Annotated in this window: 16 protein-coding genes and 1 riboswitch; of the genes, 6 read left to right on the top strand and 10 right to left on the bottom strand. The window is 71.8% G+C overall.

Annotated elements, in window-relative coordinates; all coding sequences use genetic code 11:
* Positions 1 to 82: 82 nt before the first annotated feature.
* The 5 genes from ppsR (at position 83) to BM041_RS02175 (ending at position 7317) form a co-directional block, all read left to right on the top strand.
* Positions 83 to 1483: a transcriptional regulator PpsR gene (gene ppsR, locus BM041_RS02195; protein WP_092954840.1), complete on the top strand. Its 1401-nt coding sequence runs from the start codon at positions 83 to 85 to the stop codon at positions 1481 to 1483.
* The gene (locus BM041_RS02190; protein ID WP_092954837.1) at positions 1483 to 3690 is read left to right on the top strand and encodes a GAF domain-containing protein; all 2208 of its coding nucleotides are present in this window, start codon (positions 1483 to 1485) and stop codon (positions 3688 to 3690) included. Before ppsR ends, BM041_RS02190 begins: the two co-directional genes overlap by 1 nt.
* A gap of 14 nt (positions 3691 to 3704) precedes the next feature.
* Positions 3705 to 4406 (top strand): biliverdin-producing heme oxygenase, encoded by a 702-nt coding sequence (locus BM041_RS02185; RefSeq protein WP_092954834.1) that lies wholly within the window; start codon positions 3705 to 3707, stop codon positions 4404 to 4406.
* 134 nt (positions 4407 to 4540) lie between these two features.
* Positions 4541 to 5419 carry a substrate-binding domain-containing protein gene (locus BM041_RS02180; RefSeq protein ID WP_092954831.1) on the top strand — a complete coding sequence of 293 codons (879 nt, stop codon included), beginning with the start codon at positions 4541 to 4543 and terminating at the stop codon, positions 5417 to 5419.
* A complete protein-coding gene (locus tag BM041_RS02175) occupies positions 5416 to 7317 on the top strand; it encodes a putative bifunctional diguanylate cyclase/phosphodiesterase (RefSeq protein WP_092954828.1) in 1902 nt (633 codons plus the stop codon). The genes BM041_RS02180 and BM041_RS02175 overlap by 4 nt, the downstream gene beginning before the upstream one ends.
* Here BM041_RS02175 and BM041_RS02170 read toward each other — a convergent pair.
* From BM041_RS02170 to BM041_RS02140, 7 genes are all read right to left on the bottom strand, one after another.
* Entirely contained in the window at positions 7289 to 8011 is a 723-nt protein-coding gene (locus BM041_RS02170; protein ID WP_092954825.1) for a class II aldolase/adducin family protein, read from the bottom strand. The genes BM041_RS02175 and BM041_RS02170 overlap by 29 nt on opposite strands.
* Entirely contained in the window at positions 8008 to 9207 is a 1200-nt protein-coding gene (locus BM041_RS02165; protein ID WP_092954822.1) for a 3-hydroxybenzoate 6-monooxygenase, read from the bottom strand. The genes BM041_RS02170 and BM041_RS02165 overlap by 4 nt, the downstream gene beginning before the upstream one ends.
* On the bottom strand, positions 9204 to 10169 hold the full coding sequence (locus BM041_RS02160; RefSeq protein WP_092954819.1) for a Bug family tripartite tricarboxylate transporter substrate binding protein: 966 nt from the start codon (positions 10167 to 10169) through the stop codon (positions 9204 to 9206). Before BM041_RS02160 ends, BM041_RS02165 begins: the two co-directional genes overlap by 4 nt.
* A gap of 61 nt (positions 10170 to 10230) precedes the next feature.
* Positions 10231 to 10995 (bottom strand): NTP transferase domain-containing protein, encoded by a 765-nt coding sequence (locus BM041_RS02155; RefSeq protein WP_092954816.1) that lies wholly within the window; start codon positions 10993 to 10995, stop codon positions 10231 to 10233.
* A gap of 80 nt (positions 10996 to 11075) precedes the next feature.
* Complete coding sequence (locus BM041_RS02150) at positions 11076 to 11369, bottom strand: hypothetical protein (RefSeq protein WP_217648590.1); 294 nt, start codon at positions 11367 to 11369, stop codon at positions 11076 to 11078.
* A 38-nt stretch (positions 11370 to 11407) separates the two neighbouring features.
* A riboswitch (SAM-I-IV-variant riboswitch) is annotated at positions 11408 to 11515 on the bottom strand.
* Between the two features lie 205 nt (positions 11516 to 11720).
* The gene (locus BM041_RS02145; RefSeq protein ID WP_245761888.1) at positions 11721 to 12053 is read right to left on the bottom strand and encodes an FKBP-type peptidyl-prolyl cis-trans isomerase; all 333 of its coding nucleotides are present in this window, start codon (positions 12051 to 12053) and stop codon (positions 11721 to 11723) included.
* A gap of 14 nt (positions 12054 to 12067) precedes the next feature.
* Positions 12068 to 12496 carry a DUF3830 family protein gene (locus tag BM041_RS02140; protein WP_092954808.1) on the bottom strand — a complete coding sequence of 143 codons (429 nt, stop codon included), beginning with the start codon at positions 12494 to 12496 and terminating at the stop codon, positions 12068 to 12070.
* A 121-nt stretch (positions 12497 to 12617) separates the two neighbouring features.
* Between BM041_RS02140 and BM041_RS02135 the strand changes: the two genes are divergently transcribed.
* Positions 12618 to 13664 carry a YihY/virulence factor BrkB family protein gene (locus tag BM041_RS02135; RefSeq protein WP_092957352.1) on the top strand — a complete coding sequence of 349 codons (1047 nt, stop codon included), beginning with the start codon at positions 12618 to 12620 and terminating at the stop codon, positions 13662 to 13664.
* An 18-nt stretch (positions 13665 to 13682) separates the two neighbouring features.
* On the opposite strand, the gene BM041_RS02130 is transcribed toward BM041_RS02135, so the two are convergent.
* The 3 genes from BM041_RS02130 to BM041_RS02120 form a co-directional block, all read right to left on the bottom strand.
* Positions 13683 to 15011 carry an SDR family oxidoreductase gene (locus BM041_RS02130; RefSeq protein WP_217648589.1) on the bottom strand — a complete coding sequence of 443 codons (1329 nt, stop codon included), beginning with the start codon at positions 15009 to 15011 and terminating at the stop codon, positions 13683 to 13685.
* Positions 15012 to 15150: 139 nt separating this feature from the next.
* Positions 15151 to 15897, bottom strand: coding sequence for a superoxide dismutase (locus BM041_RS02125; protein ID WP_092954805.1), 747 nt, complete (start codon positions 15895 to 15897; stop codon positions 15151 to 15153).
* Between the two features lie 56 nt (positions 15898 to 15953).
* Positions 15954 to 16991 (bottom strand): ABC transporter substrate-binding protein, encoded by a 1038-nt coding sequence (locus BM041_RS02120; protein ID WP_245761887.1) that lies wholly within the window; start codon positions 16989 to 16991, stop codon positions 15954 to 15956.
* Positions 16992 to 17074: the final 83 nt, after the last annotated feature.

Below are 17074 nucleotides of genomic sequence, written 5' to 3'. Positions count from 1 at the left end.
GACGACGACGCAGGTCCGCCGCCAGGCTCTGCCTTCCAGGTTCTGCCGCGCGGTTGGGCCGAAAATTGGACCCACCCTCCCCATGACCCGCGTTGCCGTCATCCAACCCGATATCACGCTGACCCTGGATTGGGAGGGCGTGATCCGTGATGCCGCCCTGTCGGAGACGATGCGGGGCGAACCCGTGTCGGAATGGTTCGGGCGTCCCTGGATGGATACGGTGGGCGGGGTCGGCAGCCTCCAGGTCCGGCGGATGGTGGAGGATGCGCGCGCCTCGGGCGTCTCCGCCTATCTCCAGGTCACGCAGCGCTTTCCCTCGGGCCTCGAACTGCCGGTCGAATACACGACGGTGCGGCTGGGCGGGCAGGCGGGGCTGATCGCGGTCGGCAAGAACCTGCAGGCGGTCGCGGAACTCCAGACCCGCCTGGTGGCCGCGCAGCAGGCACGCGAACAGGATTACTGGAAGCTGCGGGAGATCGAGACCCGGTCCCGCCTGCTGTTCGACGCCTCCTCCGAAGCGGTGCTGGTGATCGCCGCGTCCACGCTGCGCATCGTCGAGGCCAATCCCGCCGCGATCCGCGAACTCGGCCTGGCGCCGGGCTGGAACTTCGCCGACGAGGTCGCGACCAAGGACCGCCCGGCCTTCCGCGACGTGCTGATGCGCGCCCGCGAACAGGGCCGCGCGCCGGGTGTCATGATGCATCTGGGGGCGGAGGCGACGCCCTGGCTGCTGCGCGCTTCCCTGATGGCGCGCAATCCCGGGCCCGTCTTCCTGATCCAGCTGACCCCCGCCACCGCCCATGGCCTGCCCCTGGCCGAGGGCAAGGCGCCCCGCGGCGTGCCGCTGCGCGGCGACGCGCTGCTGGAGGAGATGCCCGACGGCTTCGTGGTGATCGACCCGGCCGGCACCGTGCGCCGCGCCAACCGCGCCTTCCTGGACCTGGCGCAGGCGGGGTCGGAAGCCTCCGTCATCGGGGAGAAGCTGGACCGCTGGCTGGCGCAGCCGGGCATGGATGCGGGCGTGCTGATGCAGACCGTCGCCCAGCACGGGGAGGTCAGGCTGCTGCCCGCGACCCTGACAGGCAGCCTGGGGACGGAGACGGAGGTCGAGGTCTCCGGCGCCGCCATCCGCCAGGGGGGGGCCAGTGGGGGCCGCGATGCGCCGGCGGATGCGCCCCGCATGATGGGCTTCGTCATCCGCGACATCGGCCGGCGCATGCTGGCATCGGGTGAGGCCGCGGCACTGCGCGCGGCACTCGGCGCGCTTGCCAACGACGTGGGGCGGGTGCCGCTGCCCGCCATGGTGCGCAGCACGGCGGCGCTGGTGGAGCGCGCCTGCATCGAACGCGCGCTGCGGCTGGCCGGCAACAACCGCACCGCCGCGGCGGATGCCCTGGGGCTCAGCCGGCAGAGCCTCTACGCCAAGCTCGAACGCTATGGCCTCAGCGAGGATCGAGAGGGGTCCCCGGACGGTCACGCGTGATGAGCGGGCGAAGCGACGACGCCGGCACGCAGGACCCCGCCTTCGGCGGGGCCGACCTCTCCAATTGCGAGCGGGAGCCGATCCACCTCGCGGCCTCCATCCAGCCGCATGGGGCACTGCTGGCGCTGCGGGAGCCGGACCTGACCATCCTGCAGGCCAGCGCCAATGCGGCGGCCTTCCTCGGGGTGGAGGCGCCGCTCCAGGGCCGGCGGCTGACCCAGGTGGATGCCCGCATCGCGCGCGCCCTGGCGCCGCTACTGGCCGACAAGCTGGATGAGGTGCCGGGCGCCTTCCGCGCGCGGCTGGACGGGATGGTGCTGGACGGCATGGCGCATCGCCCGGCCGGCGGCGGCCTGATCGTGGAGCTGGAACGCGCGGGGCCGGAGGAGAATTTCGCCGGGCGGATCGAGCCCGCGATGCAGGCCATCCTGGCCAGCTACGCGCTGCGGCCGCTCTGCGACGAGGTGGCGCGGATCGTCCGCGGCCTGACGGGCTATGACCGCGTCATGGTCTATCGCTTCGACGAGGACCACCACGGAGAGGTCTTCGCGGAGGAACGCGACCCCTCGCTCGAGCCCTATCTCGGCAACCGCTATCCCGACAGCGACATCCCGCAGGTCGCGCGCCGGCTCTACATCCGCAACCGCGTGCGGGTGGTGGCGGATGTGCATTACGCGCCGTCGCCGCTGGAGCCGCGGCTGTCGCCGCTGACCGGCCGCGACCTCGACATGTCGCTCTGCGTCCTGCGCAGCACGTCGCCGATGCATATCCAGTACCTCAAGAACATGGGGGTGGGGGCGACGCTGGTGGCCTCCGTCATGGTGGGCGGGCGGCTCTGGGGCCTGATCTCCTGCCACCATGACAGCCCGCGCCGCGCGCCCTTCGCGCTGCGCGCCGTGATGGAGCTGCTGGCGGAAGCCGTGGGCACGCGCATCGCCGCGCTGGAAAGCTTCGTGCTGGCGCAGTCGGAACTCTCCGTCCGCCGGCTGGAACAGCGGATGATCGAGGCGATCTCCCGCGACGGGGACTGGCGGAGCGCGCTGTTCGACAACCCGAATACGCTGCTCGCCCCCCTCAATGCCACGGGGGCCGCGCTGCTGTTCGAGGGCCAGACCCAGACGATGGGGGACGTGCCCTCCACCGCCGGGCTGCGCGAGATCGGGCAATGGCTGGACGAGCAGCCGCGCCGAGCCGGGATCGGCACGGTGATCGGCACGGCGAGCCTGGGGCTGGAGGCCCCGGCGCTGGCGGGGCTGACGCCGGTGGCGTGCGGCGTGCTTGCGGCGCCGATCTCCTCGACCCCCGGCGAATACATCATCTGGTTCCGGCCGGAGCAGGTGCGCACCGTGACCTGGGGCGGCGACCCGACCAAGCCGGTGGAGGTGGGCGCCGACCCGCGGGACCTGTCGCCGCGCCGATCCTTCGCCAAGTGGCAAGAGGTGGTGGAGGGGCGGGCGGAGCCCTGGACGCCGAAGGACCTGGCGACGGCGCGGATGGTGGGCGACACGGTCGGCGACGTGGTGCTGCAGTTCCGCTCCGTCCGCATGCTGATCGCGGAGGACCAGCTCTCCCAGATCCGCCGGCAGGTCGGCAATTCGCCGCAGGCCGTGGTGATCTGCGACGCGGAGGGCACCATCGACCTGCGCAACGATGCCTTCGACGCGCTGCTGCCCGGCGTGCGCGGCGCCGCGCCGCGGCGCATCGACCAGCTCCTGCCCTTCTTCGCCGACCCGACCGAGATCGGCCGCCGGCTGCGCGACGTGCTGGAGAACCGCCGTTCCTGGCGGGGGGAGGCGCGGCTGGCGGATGGCATGGGCGCGGGGCGGCCGCTGCTGGTGCGGGCCGATCCCGTCTTCTCCTCCCCGGACCGCGTGCTGGGCTACGTCTTCCTGTTCAACGACCTGGCGGAACGCAAGGCGGCGGAAGCCGCGCGCCGGCGCTTCCAGCAGGGGATCGAGGAGGGATCGCGGTCCCGCGCCGGGCGGCTGGACCGGCAGGCGGACCTGGCCTTCCGCGCCATCCTCGCCTCGGTGGTGGAGAATGCGCAACTCGCCGCGCTCGAGATCACCGATGGCGTCGATGTCGCGCATATGCCGGAACAGCTGGAAAGCGTCCGCGCTTCCGTCGCGCGCACGGCGGCGGTGCTGGAAGCGCTGATCCGCCATGCCGGCCAGCCCGGCAAGCGCGCGGGCGACGATCAGGGGTGAGAGACCGTTTGAGAATGCCGGCGGCTGAGGATCCGCAGGGGATTTTTCGTCGCGGCCAGGAAGCGGACGCCGCAGCGGCGGAAAAGACCCGCGGAGCCGACCCGTCCGGTATTCTCAAGCGGTCTCTGAGCCCGCTGCCCGGCGGCAGCGCGCGCGATGCGCTGCGGGCGGCGACAGGGGCCGTCCATGAAAGGCTGCATGGCGTGGCGGCCTTCGCGCGGCTGGCCGGGGGCGCGATCAGCCGCGACGAGTACAGGGCGCTGCTGGCGCGGCTGCACGGCTTCCACCAGGCGCTGGAGGCGGCGCTGGCATCGGGGTTGGGGTCCGGCGTGGCGGCCTGGGGGATCGACCTGGCGGCGCGGCGGCGTTCGCCCCTGCTGGCGGCGGATCGGGCCGCGCTGGGCGATACGTCCCCTCCCCTGCCCGCGCCGATCCCGCCGATCCCCTGCGCCGCGGCGGCGATGGGCTGGATCTACGTGTCTGAGGGTTCGACGCTGGGCGGGCTGCACCTGGCGCGCGCGCTCGACCCGCTGCTGGGAGAGGCGGTGGCGGGGCGGCACTTCCTGCTGGGCCATGGCGCACGGCATGGCGCGATGTGGCGCGATTGCTGCACGGCGATCGAGGCCTGCGGCGCGGAGCCGGCGCGGCGGCAGGCGATGGTGGCGGGGGCCGTGCAAGGCTTCCTGCGGTTCGAGGACTGGTTCGCCGCACGCTGATGCGGGCCTTCGCCCGCGGGGCCTTATGCGGGCCTTCGCCCGCGGGGCCTTATGCGGGCCTTCGCCCGCGGGAGGGGGGCTGATGCGGCGATGGATTAGCCCTCCCTTCACCGCTGCGGTCGCATGGTGGGGGCATGATCCGCGCGCCCGACAACCCGGAATTCCGCCACGCCCCGGTGACGCCGTTCCGCATGGGACGGCGTGCCCTGCTGCTCGCGACCCTGCCGGCCTGCATCCCCCGCGGCGCGGCACGGGCCGAGGGGCTGACCTTCGGCGGCACCGGCATGGCGATCGCCATCGTGCAGCGGCTGCTGGATGAACAGACGCGGCTCGGCCTGGGCGGGCCGGCCATCGTGCTGAACAGCCTGGGCAGCGCCGGCGGGCTGGCCGCGCTGCGGGCCGGGCGGATCGACATCGCGCTGTCGGGCCGGCCGCTGACGGCGGCGGAACAGGCGCAGGGGCTGGTGGCAACGACCTTCGCCACCAACCCGCTGGCCTTCGCCACCCATGCGGCGACGCCGGTGGAGGGCATCACCCTCGCCCAGGTCGTCGATGCGCTGTCGGGCGAGATGATGAGCTGGCCCGGTGGCGGGCCGCTGCGGCTGATCCGCCGCGACCGCGCGGAGGGCGACTGGATCCTGCTGGCCAGCCTGTCGCCGGAGATCGCGCAGGCGGTGGACCGCGCCCATGCCCGGCCGGGCCTGGCGACGGCGGGGACGGACCAGGAGAATGCGGAACTGCTGGAGCGCATCCCGGGATCCTTCGGCGTGATCTCCGTGGGCCAGGCCATCACGGAAGGGCGGCGCGTGAAGCTGCTGCCGCTGGATGGCGTGGCCCCGACCGCGGAGGCGCTGGCGGCGGGGCGCTATCGCCTGTCCCGCGCGCTGGTGATGGTGACGCGGGCGGAGCCGGGCGCGGCCGTGGCCTCCTTCCTGGCCTTCCTGGCATCGCCCCCGGCGCGCGCCGTGCTGCGGCAGCACGGCTATGAACCCGTGCCGGCGTCCGGCGCATGAGCACAACCGCGGAGCGGCAGCGCCCAACCGCGGGGACGGCGCGGCACGATGCCCCCGCGGGGGATGCCGCGCTGGTGCGGCTGGTGACGGGCTTCGCGGCCTGCATCGCCATGCTGGTGGCCGTCGCGCTGCCCCTGATGCATGTCTGGGCATCGCTGGCGGAGGAAGATACGGCGATGCGGGCGGAGGCGCGGGTGATCGCCTACTCCGTCTCCCAGATCGCCAGCCGCGACCCCGATCTGTGGCGCTTCCAGGAAGCGCGGCTGCGCGCGGCGCTGGAGACCGCGACCCCCGCGGCCGGCGCCGCCATGCGGGTTCGGGATTCGCGGGGCGAGGTGCTGGCGGAAATCCCGGCGGACATCCCCACGCCGCGGCACGGCGTCTCCGCCCCGGTCTTCGAAAGCGGCCATCCCGTGGGGGTGGTGGAGATCGAGCATTCCGCGCTGCACCTGCTGGTGGAATCGGTCTGGGTCACGCTGGCGTCGCTGTTCCTGGCGGGGGCCTCCTATGTGGCGCTGCGGCTGTTGCCGCTGCGGATGCTGCGGCGCGCCACCAGCCGCATCACGCATCTGGCGACGCATGACCAGCTTACGGGACTGCCCAACCGGCGGCTGTTCCATGACCGGCTGGAACAGACGGCGGCGGGGCTGAAGCGCTATGGCGGACATTTCGCCGTGCTGGCGCTGGACCTCGACCGCTTCAAGGAAGTGAACGACACGCTGGGCCACGCGGCGGGCGATGAATTGCTGCGCCAGGTCGCGCGCCGGATCACGGCGGCGATGCGGGAAAGCGACACGCTGGCGCGGCTCGGCGGCGATGAATTCGCCATCATCCAGCGCACCGCCGAACAGCCCAAGGCGGCGGAGGCGCTGGCGGCGCGGCTGGTGACGGTCCTGTCGCAGCCCTTCGACCTGAACGGCAACCAGGCGCTGATCGGCACCAGCATCGGCATCGCCCTGTCGGTGGAAAGCCCCGCGGAACAGCTGCTGCAGGATGCCGATACCGCGCTGTACCGCGTGAAGGCGGAAGGGCGGAACGGCTTCCGCTTCTTCTCGGCCGAGATGAACCAGGCGCTGCGCGAACGCCGCGCGCTGGAACATGATCTGCGGGAGGCGCTGGCGACGGGCCAGCTGCACCTGCACTACCAGCCGCAGGTCAACCTCTCCTCCGGCCGCGTCATCGGGCTGGAGGCGCTGCTGCGCTGGGACCATCCGGTGCGCGGGCGCGTGATGCCCGACCGCTTCATCCCGCTGGCGGAGGAGATCGGGCTGCTGAGCCGGATCGGCGAATGGGTGCTGAAGGAAGCCTGCACGGTGGCCATGCGCTGGCCGGGGCTGCGGATGGCGGTCAACATCTCCGCCAACCAGTTCCAGGCGCCTGACTTCCTGCGCGCCGTGCGCCTGGCGCTGGAGGAGACGGGGCTGCCGGCGGCGCGGCTGGAGATCGAGATCACGGAAGGCGTGCTGCTGACGGATACCGAACGCACGCTGGCCACCCTGCAGTCGCTGCAGGAGATGGGCGTGTCGGTCGCGATGGATGATTTCGGCACCGGCTATTCGTCGCTCGGCTACCTCCACAAATTCCGCTTCGACAAGATCAAGATCGACCGCAGCTTCGTGGCGACCCTGGCGCATGATCCGCAGGCCGTCGCCATCGTGCGGGCGATGATCGGCATCACCCACGCGCTGGGGCTGCGCTGCAACGCGGAGGGGGTGGAGAACGCCGTGCAGGCCGCGCTGCTGCGCGCGGAAGGCTGCACGGAAGCGCAGGGCTACCTCTATGGCCGCGCGGTGCCGGAGGCGGAGCTGGCGGCGCTGATCGAAGGCGCGACGGCAACCCCAGCCCCCATCCCTGGCCTGGCGGAGCCGCTCAAACCCCCCCGAAGCCTGCGCGCGTGATCCAGTAGTCCCAGGCACGGGCCAGGGGCATGTCGGAGAGCAGCATGGTGGCGGTCTTCTCGACCTCGCCCGGCGTCAGGTAGGTCACGGGGCCGAAGGGCAGGCTGGCCAGCACCATCGCCGCATTGTCCTTCATGTAGACGGCGGTGAAGACGGCGGCGCGCAGGCTCACGCCCACATTGCAGGCGCCATGGCGCGCGAGCAGCACGCTGCGGTTCTGGCCGAGCGCGCGGGCGAGCGAATGGCCGCGCGGCAGGTCATCCACCAGCATGTTGGTATCGCCGAATTCGTCCTGGCTGTCCCACATCGGCACCTCCGCGCCCATCACGCTGCCCATGTGGAAGACGGGCTTGAGGGGGAGCTTCGTGACGGTGAAGGGGATGACGGGGCGGGCGTGGTGGTGGATCACGGCACGCACCTCGGGGCGTGCCATGAAGATGGCGGAATGGATGGCGCGTTCCGAATAGATGCGGCGGCCATTCTGCGCGATGGGCGTGCCGTCCAGCTCGAATTCCATGATGTCGTCGCTGGTGACGGCGACGGGGCTGCGGCTGCGGGAGAGGAAGTAGCGATCCGGTCGTTCAGGATGGCGCAGGCTGACATGGCCGAAATCGTCGATCACATCCTCCCTCGCCAGGATGCGGTTGGCGATGACCAGTTCGCGGATGGCGTGGGCGACGGCGTCCGAACTCATGCTGCTGTGTCCTGCGTGAAGGGGCCGGTGCCGCCATAGAGCCAGGCGAGGGTGCTGCGCCATTCCGCCTGCGACTTCGCGGCCATGATGGCGTTGCGCAGCGCGGCATGGGCGCCGGCGGGGTGGTAGACATGGTCGCCGATGGCGCGGGATTGCAGCTGCACGCGGGCGGTGCGCAGCGCGCGGGCATCGCGATAGGCGGGCAGCGCCGCTTCGATGTCGCCCTGGTGGGCGGCGAGGGTCTGCGCCAGGCAGACCGCATCCTCCATCGCCATGCAGGCGCCCTGCGCCATGTACTGCATCATGGGATGCGCGGCATCGCCGAGGAGGGCGACGCGGCCATCGACCCATTGCTCGATCGGATCGCGGTCGCACAGCACCCAGAGCTTCCAGTCCCGGCCCTGGCGGATGATCTGCTGCGCCATCGGATGCACATGGGTGAAGCCGCGGAAGACTTCCTCGGCCTCCACCGGCTTGCCGGCGACGGGCTCCGGCGCGTCATTGTGGTAGGTGACGACCAGGTTGAAGGTCTTCCAGCCCTGCAAGGGGTAATGGACGATGTGGCATTTCGGGCCGGCCCAGAGTGTCGCGGCGTTCCAGCGCAGTTCCTCGGGCATCTGTTCCGTCGGGATCACGCTGCGATAGGTGGTGTGGCCGGAGACGCGCGGCGCGCCATCGCCCACCAGCTGCCGCCGCACCTTTGACCAGAGGCCATCGGCGCCGATCAGCGCGCGGCCGCGCAGGCGTTCGCCGCTGGCAAGGATCGCGGTGACGCCTGCGCTGTCCTGCTCATACGCCACCACCTCCGCCGAGGTCCGCAGCGTGACGGAATCGTTGCCTCGGCATCCCTGCAGGAAAACACCATGCAGGTCGCCACGGTGGATGACGGCGTAGGGATTGCCGAAGCACTGGCGAAAATCCTCGCCGAGGTCGATGTGGCAGATCTCCTCCGCCGTCAGCGCATCCATCAGCCGCAGCCGGTCGACATAGATCGCCATGGCGCGCGCCGTATCGCCGACGCCGAGCCAGTCGAAAGCATGGAAGGCGTTGGGGCCGAGCTGGATGCCCGCCCCCACCTCCCCCATCGCCGCCGCCTTTTCGAGGACGACTGACGAAAATCCCTGGCGGGCGAGGCCGAGGGCGGTGGCGAGGCCGCCGATGCCGCCGCCGGCGATCAGGATGGGCAGGCCGGTCATTCCGGCTGGATGCCCGCGAGGTCCGCGATCCGGCCGTTCTTGACGTTCTCCTGCGCGATGAAGGCGGCGAAGGCGGCGGGCGTGTCGGTGGTGAAGGCGTCCGCGCCCATCTCCAACAGGCGGCGGGCGATCTCGGCTTCCTGGCCGATCTCGTTGAGCTGGCGGGCCAGCGCCTCCGCCGCCGCGGCGGGCAGGCCCTTCGGCCCCCAGACGGCGTACCACAGCAGGAAGTCGATGCCGGTGACGCCGGCCTCCGCGATGGTCGGCACATCGGGCATGGCGGCGCTGCGGGCGGGCGCGCCGATCAGCGCGAAGGCGCGCAGCCGCCCGGCCTGGACCAGGGGCTGGGCGGAAAGCAGGGGTGCGACCATCAGCGCGACATTGCCAGCGACGACATCGTTGATGGCCGGCGCCGTGCCCCGGTAATGCGCCACCACCGCGTCATCCGCGCCGACCGCGCGCTTCAGCCCTTCCGCCGCCAGATGGGCCATGGAACCGGCGCCGGAGGTGGAGAAGGTGTAGTGGCGCGGGTCGCGCCGCATTGCCGCCGCCAGCTCCTGCATGGTCCGCGCACGGGATTGCTCGGGATGGCCGACGACCAGCAGCGGCGCGGTGGCCAGGCGCGCGATGGGCGTGAAGTCGGCGACAGGGTCGTAGGAGAGGTTGCGGACGACCCGCGTGCCCATCAGGTGGATGTCGGCATTCACCAGGAAGGTCTGGGCATCCGGCGCGCTGCGGGCGACCTCCGCCGCGCCGATGGTGTTGTTGCCGCCGGCGCGGTTCTCGATGACCCAGTTCTGGCCGGAGCGTACCGCGAGGCGCTGGGCGTAGAGGCGGCCGATGACATCGATGGCGCCGCCCGGCGCGGCGGGGACGACGAGGCGCACGGGCCGCCCCTGCGCCAGGGCGGGGATGGCCAGGGGCAGCAAGGCCCCGGCTGCAAGCAATGTCCGGCGATGCATGGACCCGATCCTCCGCTTTTGCGGTCAGGATCGCAGGCGGCCCCGTGGTGTCAATGAAGGATCAGGCGGCCTTCAGGTGGCGGGAGAGGCGGTCCAGCGCGGCGGCCTCGATCAGCGCCTCCGGCGTGTCGAGGGGCGTGAGTTCCGCGGCCGGGCCCTCGATGGCGACGACCTGGCGGCCTTCATTTCGCGCCACCGCGACGATGTCGGTCAGGCGCAGTTCGCCCCGCGCATCGGCCGGGCGCACGGCGCGCAGCCAGCGCACCAGGTCCACGCTGCGGGCGCAGAGGACGCCGGCATCGCAGAGCCCGATGGCGCGCTCCGCCGCCGTGGCCTCCGCCCAGGGGACCACGCGTTCCACCAGGCCGGTATCGGGGCAGGCGACGACGCGGGCGAGCGCCGTGGGGCAGGTCGGGCGGAAGGCCAGCAGGGCCAGGTGCGCGCCATCAGCCCGCGCGTCGCGGAGGGATTGGAGGGTGGCGACGGACAGCGCGGGCAGGTCGCCGCGGATCACCGCCGCATCGCCCTGGAAGCCGGCCAGCAGGGGTGCCGCCTGCAGCGCGGCATGGGCGGAGCCGCGGCGGTCGCGCTGCACCAGGGTGCGATGGGGCGACGCCGCCGGCGGCATGTCCGCCATTTCCGGGCCGATCACCAGGATCGCCCGGTCGAAGACGGCGGCGGCGACCTCCAGCACATGGTGGAGCATCGGCCGGCCGCCGATGGGTTGCGCCGGCAGGGGCGGCATGCCGCCCATGCCGTGGCGTGCCGCCAGGATCAGGGCGATGCCGGCGGAGGCGGATGATCGGGATCGGCGCGGCCTGGGCATGATGAGTTCCCACGGCCCGCGTCAGGCGGGCCGGCGGGACGCGGAGGGCAAGCGCCATGCCTTGCGGAATGCGAGGCGCGCTACCGCTTCATGCCCGCCGCGGCCGCCAGCAGCCAGGCGCGCAGCGCGGCGCGTTCGTCGCCGTCCCGGATGCGCTCCACATGGATGGTCAGGTGGCCTGGGCGGCGATCGGGCAGGATGCGGATGGCCTGGGTCCAACTCTCCCCGCCGCGGCGATGCACCACGACATAGAGGAGGGAGGGTGAACATCGCCCGAGGCGGTCCCGCCATTCGCAGAATGCGACGAATTCCGCCGCATCATGCGGGCCGAGAAGAAGGGTGAGATCCGGGGGCGTCCCCGCGCTGTCCAGCATGCCGTCCTCCATGATCCAGGAGGTCAAACCGACGGCGGCGCTGCCCGATTGGTTGCCGGTGAGGCCGCATCCCCCCTTGCGGGGGCGCCACCTTGCCCGGGAAGGCAGGTTGGCGTTGGGCGTCGGCCCAACTCCTGATGCTGGGGCGGCGTGTATCGCGAGTGGGGCGCGGAGGGCAAGGGGATTGGTGCGGGTGACCCTGGGGAAGGCGCTGCCTTCCCCAGCCCCCATCCGCCCCCTGTGGAAGATTTGGGGGGCAGAGCCCCCTGGACCATCGTCAATTTGACGCGGTCCAGGGTCCCGCTGGACCCTGGCGGGGGGTGCAGGGGGGCGGCGCCCCCCTGCGGGCCCTCAGCCGACGGCCAGCAGTTCCACGTCAAACACCAGCGTGGCGTTCGGCGGGATCACGCCGCCGGCGCCGCGCGCGCCATAGCCGAACTCCGGCGGGATGGTCAGGCGGCGATGGCCGCCCACGCGCATGCCGGCCACGCCACGGTCCCAGCCCTGGATCACATGGCCGGCGCCAAGCGGGAAGCCGAAGGGGTCGCCGCGGTCGCGGGAGCTGTCGAACTTCCTGCCCTTGTTCTCCGGCGCCTTCGGATCGAACAGCCAGCCGGTGTAGTGCACGGTCACCTGCTTGCCGGAGACCGCCATGGTCCCCGTGCCCTCGGTGATGTCGGTCATGCCCAGTGCCATGGTCAGCCTGCCTTCCTGAAGGTGATGGGCTTGTTGCCGTCCCAGAGGACCGAACGCCCGATCTTGTAGAGGCGATCCAGGCCTTCCCGGATCGTGAGGAAATGGTTGCCCGCCAGCGGCCCGGCCTTGGAGGCGAAGGCGACGGCGCCGTAGGCGAGGAGGATCTCCGTCTCGCTCACGCTGGTCGGCAGGCCACCGGGATAGACGATGATCTGGCCGGGGGCCGGGTGGCTGGTCGCGTTCTCATACCCGATGGAGAGGTCGCGTTCGCCCATCGGGATCCAGCAGGCCTCGCCGGACCAGCGGACATGGATGATGCGGTCGCTGAAGGGCAGCAGCTCGCGGAAGCGGGCGACCGTCTTCGGCGCGTCCTTCTCCTCGTAGAAGGCGTGGAAGATCTCGCCCCCGATGTCGATCTCGATGTCGGCCATGCCGTGGTCACTCCCGGTCTGTCGCCCGCCCCTACGATGCCCGGCCGCGCTTGCCAAGCCGGGGGATGGCAACCCCGTGCCGGCCGGGCCGTTGCGGGATGCGCGGGAATGGGATGCTGCGATGCCGAGACGCGCCTGGTCGATCATCAAGGAGACGGTGGAGGGCTTCATCGAGGACGAGGCGATGACGCGGGGCGCCGCCATCGCCTGCTACACCATGTTCTCCATCGCGCCGCTGCTGGTGGTGGCGGTCGCCATCGCCGGCTTCGCCTTCGGGGAGGAAATGGTCAGCGCCGCGGTGGCGGAACAGCTGCGCGCGCTGGTCGGCCGCGAAGGCGCGGCGGCGGTGGAAGCCATCATGGAGGGCGTGGACGGGGATGGCGCGGGCGCGTCGGGCGTCCCGGCGCTGATCAGCCTGGCGGTGCTCCTCATCACCGCGTCGGGCGTCTTCGCGGAGCTGCAATCCGCGCTGAACGCGATCTGGAAGGCGCCGCCGCCGCCGGTGACCATCTCCACCCTGGTGCGGGCCCGGCTGCTGTCGATCGGCCTGGTCGCGACCACGGGCTTTCTTCTGTTGGTCTCGCTGATCGCTTCCACGATCATCGCGGCGCTGTGGAAATGGACCGAACGGCTGGCGCCGGAGCTGATGCCCCTGCTGCAGGGGGCGAACCTGCTGGTCTCCTACCTGCTGACGGCGATGCTTTTCGCGGCGATCTACAAGATCCTGCCGGACCGGCGGCTGCGCTGGCGGGACGTGGCGGTGGGGGCGCTGGGAACCGCACTGCTGTTCGGCATCGGGAAGGCGGCGATCGGCTGGTATATCGGGGGCAGCGGCATCGCGGCGCGATACGGGGCGGCGGGCGCGCTCGTGGTCGTGCTGCTCTGGGTCTACTACTCCGCACAGGTCTTCCTGCTGGGGGCGGAGTTCACGCGCGCCTGGAGCGGGCGGCTGCGGCGGCGCAAGGCGCATCCGCTTGGTGCAGACGCGCCGAAGGACATCATCGCGGCTGCGCCAGGCGATCGTGTCGCCGCGGCTGCGCCGAACAATCGTATCACCGCGGCTTCGCCAGACGATCCTATCGCCGCGGCTTCGCCAGACGATCCTATCGCCGCGGCTTCGCCAGACGATCCTATCGCCGCGGCTTCGCCGCGAGGCCCCGGCGGCTGACCGCCGGGGCCGATCGCGTCAGAACAGGCCGCTGCGGCGGGCGCGGCGGACGAGTTCGGCGCCGACCCGGGCGGGGTCGGGCAGCAGGTCCAGCAGGCGGTTGAAGGTCGCCCGGCCCGGCAGGTCTCGCGCATCGGGCAGATAGCGGTAGCCCGGCAGGTCGCGGGCCCTGGGCAGGCCGGGCAGGTCCCGGCGGCTGGGCAGGGACGCGTAGCCCGGGATGTCGCGCAGCCCGGGGAGATGGTCGGGCCGATAGCCGGCCAGCCGGCGCGGCAGGTCGCGCGCCATGCCGCGCGGCAGGTGGTCCATCGCGAAGGTCGCCAGGCGGCCATGGCCGCTGCGGCGCGCGGCGAACGCGCCGGCGACCAGCGCCACGCCGCCGGCGAGGAGGGCCAGCGTCGCCACCGGATGCATCTGCGCTTCCAGCACCAGGCTGGTCTGGCGCGCCGCCGGGCCGGGCAGGCTGGACCGTTCCTCCCCGCCCGGGCGGCCCTCCGCCAGATTGTCGCGGCGGCCGGGCCGGCCGGCATGAAGGCTGGTCTGCGCGGCGCGCGCGCCCTTAGCCATCAGCGCATCCGTCGCGCGCGGGAACAGCGTGCCGAGGACGGAGACCATCAGCCCGCCGCCACCGACATAGAGGTCGCGCCGCGGCGTGGTAGCGGCGAAGAGGATGGCGCGGGCCACGACCTTCGGATCATAGGTCGGCGGCGGCACGGCCAGGCCCGGGGAGCCCAGCAGGTTGCGGGCGTGTTCGGCGAAGAGGCTGTCGATGGCCGCCGGTTTCACCAGCGTGACGCTGATCGGCGCGCCTTCCGCCCGCAATTCCATCCGCAGCGCATCGGTGAAGCCCTTCACCGCGTGCTTGGTGGCGGAATAGGTGCCCTGGTAGGCGATGGCACGGTCCGACAGGACGGAGCCGACATTGATGATGGCGCCGCCGCGGGATTTCAGGCGCCGCGCGGCGACCAGGCTTCCATGCACCACGCCCCAGTAGTTGGTGTCGAACAGGCGGCGCTGATCCTCGATCGGCGTCTGTTCCTGCGTGCCGTAGATGCTGGCGCCGGCATCGTTCACCCAGGTGTCGATACCGCCGAATTTCTCCACGGCGAAGCGCGCCACACGCTCCATCGCGTCGAGGTCCGCGACATCGGCCACCCTGTATTCGGCGCGGCCACCAGCCTCCCGGATGCCGGTCACGGCGGTGGCGAGGGAGGGTTCGTCGCGCGCCACCAGCACCACCGCGGCGCCGCAGCCGGCGGCCATGCGGGCGGTGGCGAGGCCGATGCCGGAGGAGGCGCCGGTGATGACGATGGTCTGGTCGGAGAGCTTCTTCAGGCGGACGGCCATGGTGACGACGAACCCTTGCGGTGTTCGTGGCCAACGGCGGGAGGGGGGTTGCAGTTCCGGCGGTCCAGGGTCGCCTTCGACCCTGGCGAGGGGGTGAAGGGGGAGCAGCGCTCCCCCTTCTGACACCCCCCCGCGGGCGTCACACCGTCAGCGTGCCCGCCTTGGCGGCGGCGTAGCGCGTCGCGACCTTCGACCAGTCGATGACGTTCCACCAGTTCGCCGTGTATTCGGCCCGGCGGTTCTGGTAGCGCAGGTAGTAGGCGTGTTCCCAGACATCATTGCCGATCAGCACACGCTGGCCGTCCATCAGCGGGTTGTCCTGGCCGGGCCGGGTGACGATCGCCAGGCGCCCGGCCTGGGTCACGGTGACGAAGGCCCAGCCGCTGCCGAAGACGCCGTTCGCCGCCGCGTTGAAGCGGTTCCTGAAGGTGGCGAAATCGGTGAAGTCCTGGGCGATGGCGGCGGCGAGTTCGCCGGTGGGCTCGCCCCCCCGGCCACCCATGATGCCCCAGAACATGGAATGGTTGGCATGGCCGCCGCCATTGTTGCGGACCGCGGTGCGCACGGCTTCCGGCACCTGGCCGAGATTCATCAGCAGCTGGTCCAGCGGCAGGGCCTGCAGGGCCGTATGCTCCCGGATCGCCATGTTCAGGTTGTTGACCTGGCCGCCATGGTGGAAGCGCCAGTGCAGTTCCATGGTCCGGGCATCGATCGCGGCCTCATTCGCGTCGAAGGCGTAGGGCAGGGGCGCGAGCGTGTGCGGGCCGGTGGGCGCCGGGGCCGCCTGCGCCAGGGCGCTGCGCGGCGTGGCCCAGAGGGTGGCCCCGAGGGTGGAGCCGAGCGCGGCGCCGAGGCCGAGGAGGTTGCGGCGTTGCAGGATGGCCATGGGGGTTTCCTTTCCCTGGTGGTCTCGTGGCGCAGATAGGGTCCCAGATGGGGCCTTTACCGGGCCAGCCAATCGGCGAATCGCCGGGACAGGCGATCCATGTTGTCCAGCCAGAAGCGGTCGTCGATGCGCAGCGCCGTCGCGGCATTGGGCGGCGCGGTCGGCAGCGTGGCCAGGACGCCGGGCGGCAGCAGGGCATTCGCCTCCCGCGCCGTGACGCCATAGGGGATCAGCGGCGGCAGCCGGGCCTGCACCTGGGGCTGGCCGGCATAGGCCAGGAAATCCAGCGCCTGCGCCCGGTTCGGGCTGCCGCGCATGATCACCCAGCTGTCCAGCGTCGTCAGGTTCTGCGCCCATTGGATGCCGAGGTCCCGGCCATCCAGCGCATTCGCCGCGGCGATGCGGCCATTATAGGCGGCGGCCAGCGCGACCTCACCCGAGGCCAGCCATTGCGGGGGCTGGGAGCCCCGTTCCCACCACAGCAGCTCCGCCTTGATGGAATCGAGACGCCGCAGCGCGCGGTCGGTGCCCGCTTCCGTCGCCAGCAGGCGATAGACCTCATCGGGAGCGGCGCCGTCGGCCAGAAGGGCGATCTCCAGCGTCGTCTTGGGACCGCGGCGCAGCGCCCGGCGGCCCGGGATGCGGGCGGTGTCGAACAGGTCCGCCCAGCCGCGCGGCGGCTGCGCCTGGCGGCCGCGATCCCAGGCCAGGACGAAGGAATAGATCACGGCGCCGACGCCGCATTCGTTCACGGCCTGCGGCATGTAGCGGTCGGTGCCGCCGATCAGCGGCCAGTCGATGCGCTCGAACAGCCCTTCCTCGCAGCCGCGCAGCAATTCATCGGCCTCGACCTGCACCAGATCCCAGTTGTTGTTGCCGTCGCGCAGGCGGGCCCGCAGCACGGCGATGCCGCCATCCCAGGTGCCCTCCAGCATCCGCGCGCCGCGGGCCTGCATCCAGGGGCGGAAGAACACCTCCCGCTGCGCTTCCTGGTAGGCGCCGCCCCAGGAAACGATGGTGAGGTCGCGCATCTGCGCCCGCGCGGGCCCCGCCACCAGGACGGCCAGGAACAGGCCGGCCAGCAGGAGCCCCATGCGCCGTCGCATCGCCATTCCACCCTCGCCCGGCTTCCGTTGCGGGGAAGGTAGCGCCTTCGGCCGCCGCATCGAAGGGGTGA

Origin of the sequence: Falsiroseomonas stagni DSM 19981 (assembly GCF_900114315.1) — a bacterium.
GTDB lineage: Bacteria > Pseudomonadota > Alphaproteobacteria > Acetobacterales > Acetobacteraceae > Falsiroseomonas > Falsiroseomonas stagni.
This window is presented reverse-complemented; position numbering and strand designations above follow the sequence as displayed.

Bases quoted from the DNA above. Each gene is read 5' to 3' on its own strand.
- ppsR (WP_092954840.1), top strand. From the start codon at position 83: ATGACCCGCGTTGCCGTCATCCAACCCGATATCACGCTGACCCTGGAT.
- BM041_RS02190 (WP_092954837.1), top strand. From the start codon at position 1,483: ATGAGCGGGCGAAGCGACGACGCCGGCACGCAGGACCCCGCCTTCGGC.
- BM041_RS02185 (WP_092954834.1), top strand. From the start codon at position 3,705: ATGCCGGCGGCTGAGGATCCGCAGGGGATTTTTCGTCGCGGCCAGGAA.
- BM041_RS02180 (WP_092954831.1), top strand. From the start codon at position 4,541: ATGATCCGCGCGCCCGACAACCCGGAATTCCGCCACGCCCCGGTGACG.
- BM041_RS02175 (WP_092954828.1), top strand. From the start codon at position 5,416: ATGAGCACAACCGCGGAGCGGCAGCGCCCAACCGCGGGGACGGCGCGG.
- BM041_RS02170 (WP_092954825.1), bottom strand. From the start codon at position 8,011: ATGAGTTCGGACGCCGTCGCCCACGCCATCCGCGAACTGGTCATCGCC.
- BM041_RS02165 (WP_092954822.1), bottom strand. From the start codon at position 9,207: ATGACCGGCCTGCCCATCCTGATCGCCGGCGGCGGCATCGGCGGCCTC.
- BM041_RS02160 (WP_092954819.1), bottom strand. From the start codon at position 10,169: ATGCATCGCCGGACATTGCTTGCAGCCGGGGCCTTGCTGCCCCTGGCC.
- BM041_RS02155 (WP_092954816.1), bottom strand. From the start codon at position 10,995: ATGCCCAGGCCGCGCCGATCCCGATCATCCGCCTCCGCCGGCATCGCC.
- BM041_RS02150 (WP_217648590.1), bottom strand. From the start codon at position 11,369: ATGCTGGACAGCGCGGGGACGCCCCCGGATCTCACCCTTCTTCTCGGC.
- BM041_RS02145 (WP_245761888.1), bottom strand. From the start codon at position 12,053: ATGACCGACATCACCGAGGGCACGGGGACCATGGCGGTCTCCGGCAAG.
- BM041_RS02140 (WP_092954808.1), bottom strand. From the start codon at position 12,496: ATGGCCGACATCGAGATCGACATCGGGGGCGAGATCTTCCACGCCTTC.
- BM041_RS02135 (WP_092957352.1), top strand. From the start codon at position 12,618: ATGCCGAGACGCGCCTGGTCGATCATCAAGGAGACGGTGGAGGGCTTC.
- BM041_RS02130 (WP_217648589.1), bottom strand. From the start codon at position 15,011: ATGGCCGTCCGCCTGAAGAAGCTCTCCGACCAGACCATCGTCATCACC.
- BM041_RS02125 (WP_092954805.1), bottom strand. From the start codon at position 15,897: ATGGCCATCCTGCAACGCCGCAACCTCCTCGGCCTCGGCGCCGCGCTC.
- BM041_RS02120 (WP_245761887.1), bottom strand. From the start codon at position 16,991: ATGGGGCTCCTGCTGGCCGGCCTGTTCCTGGCCGTCCTGGTGGCGGGG.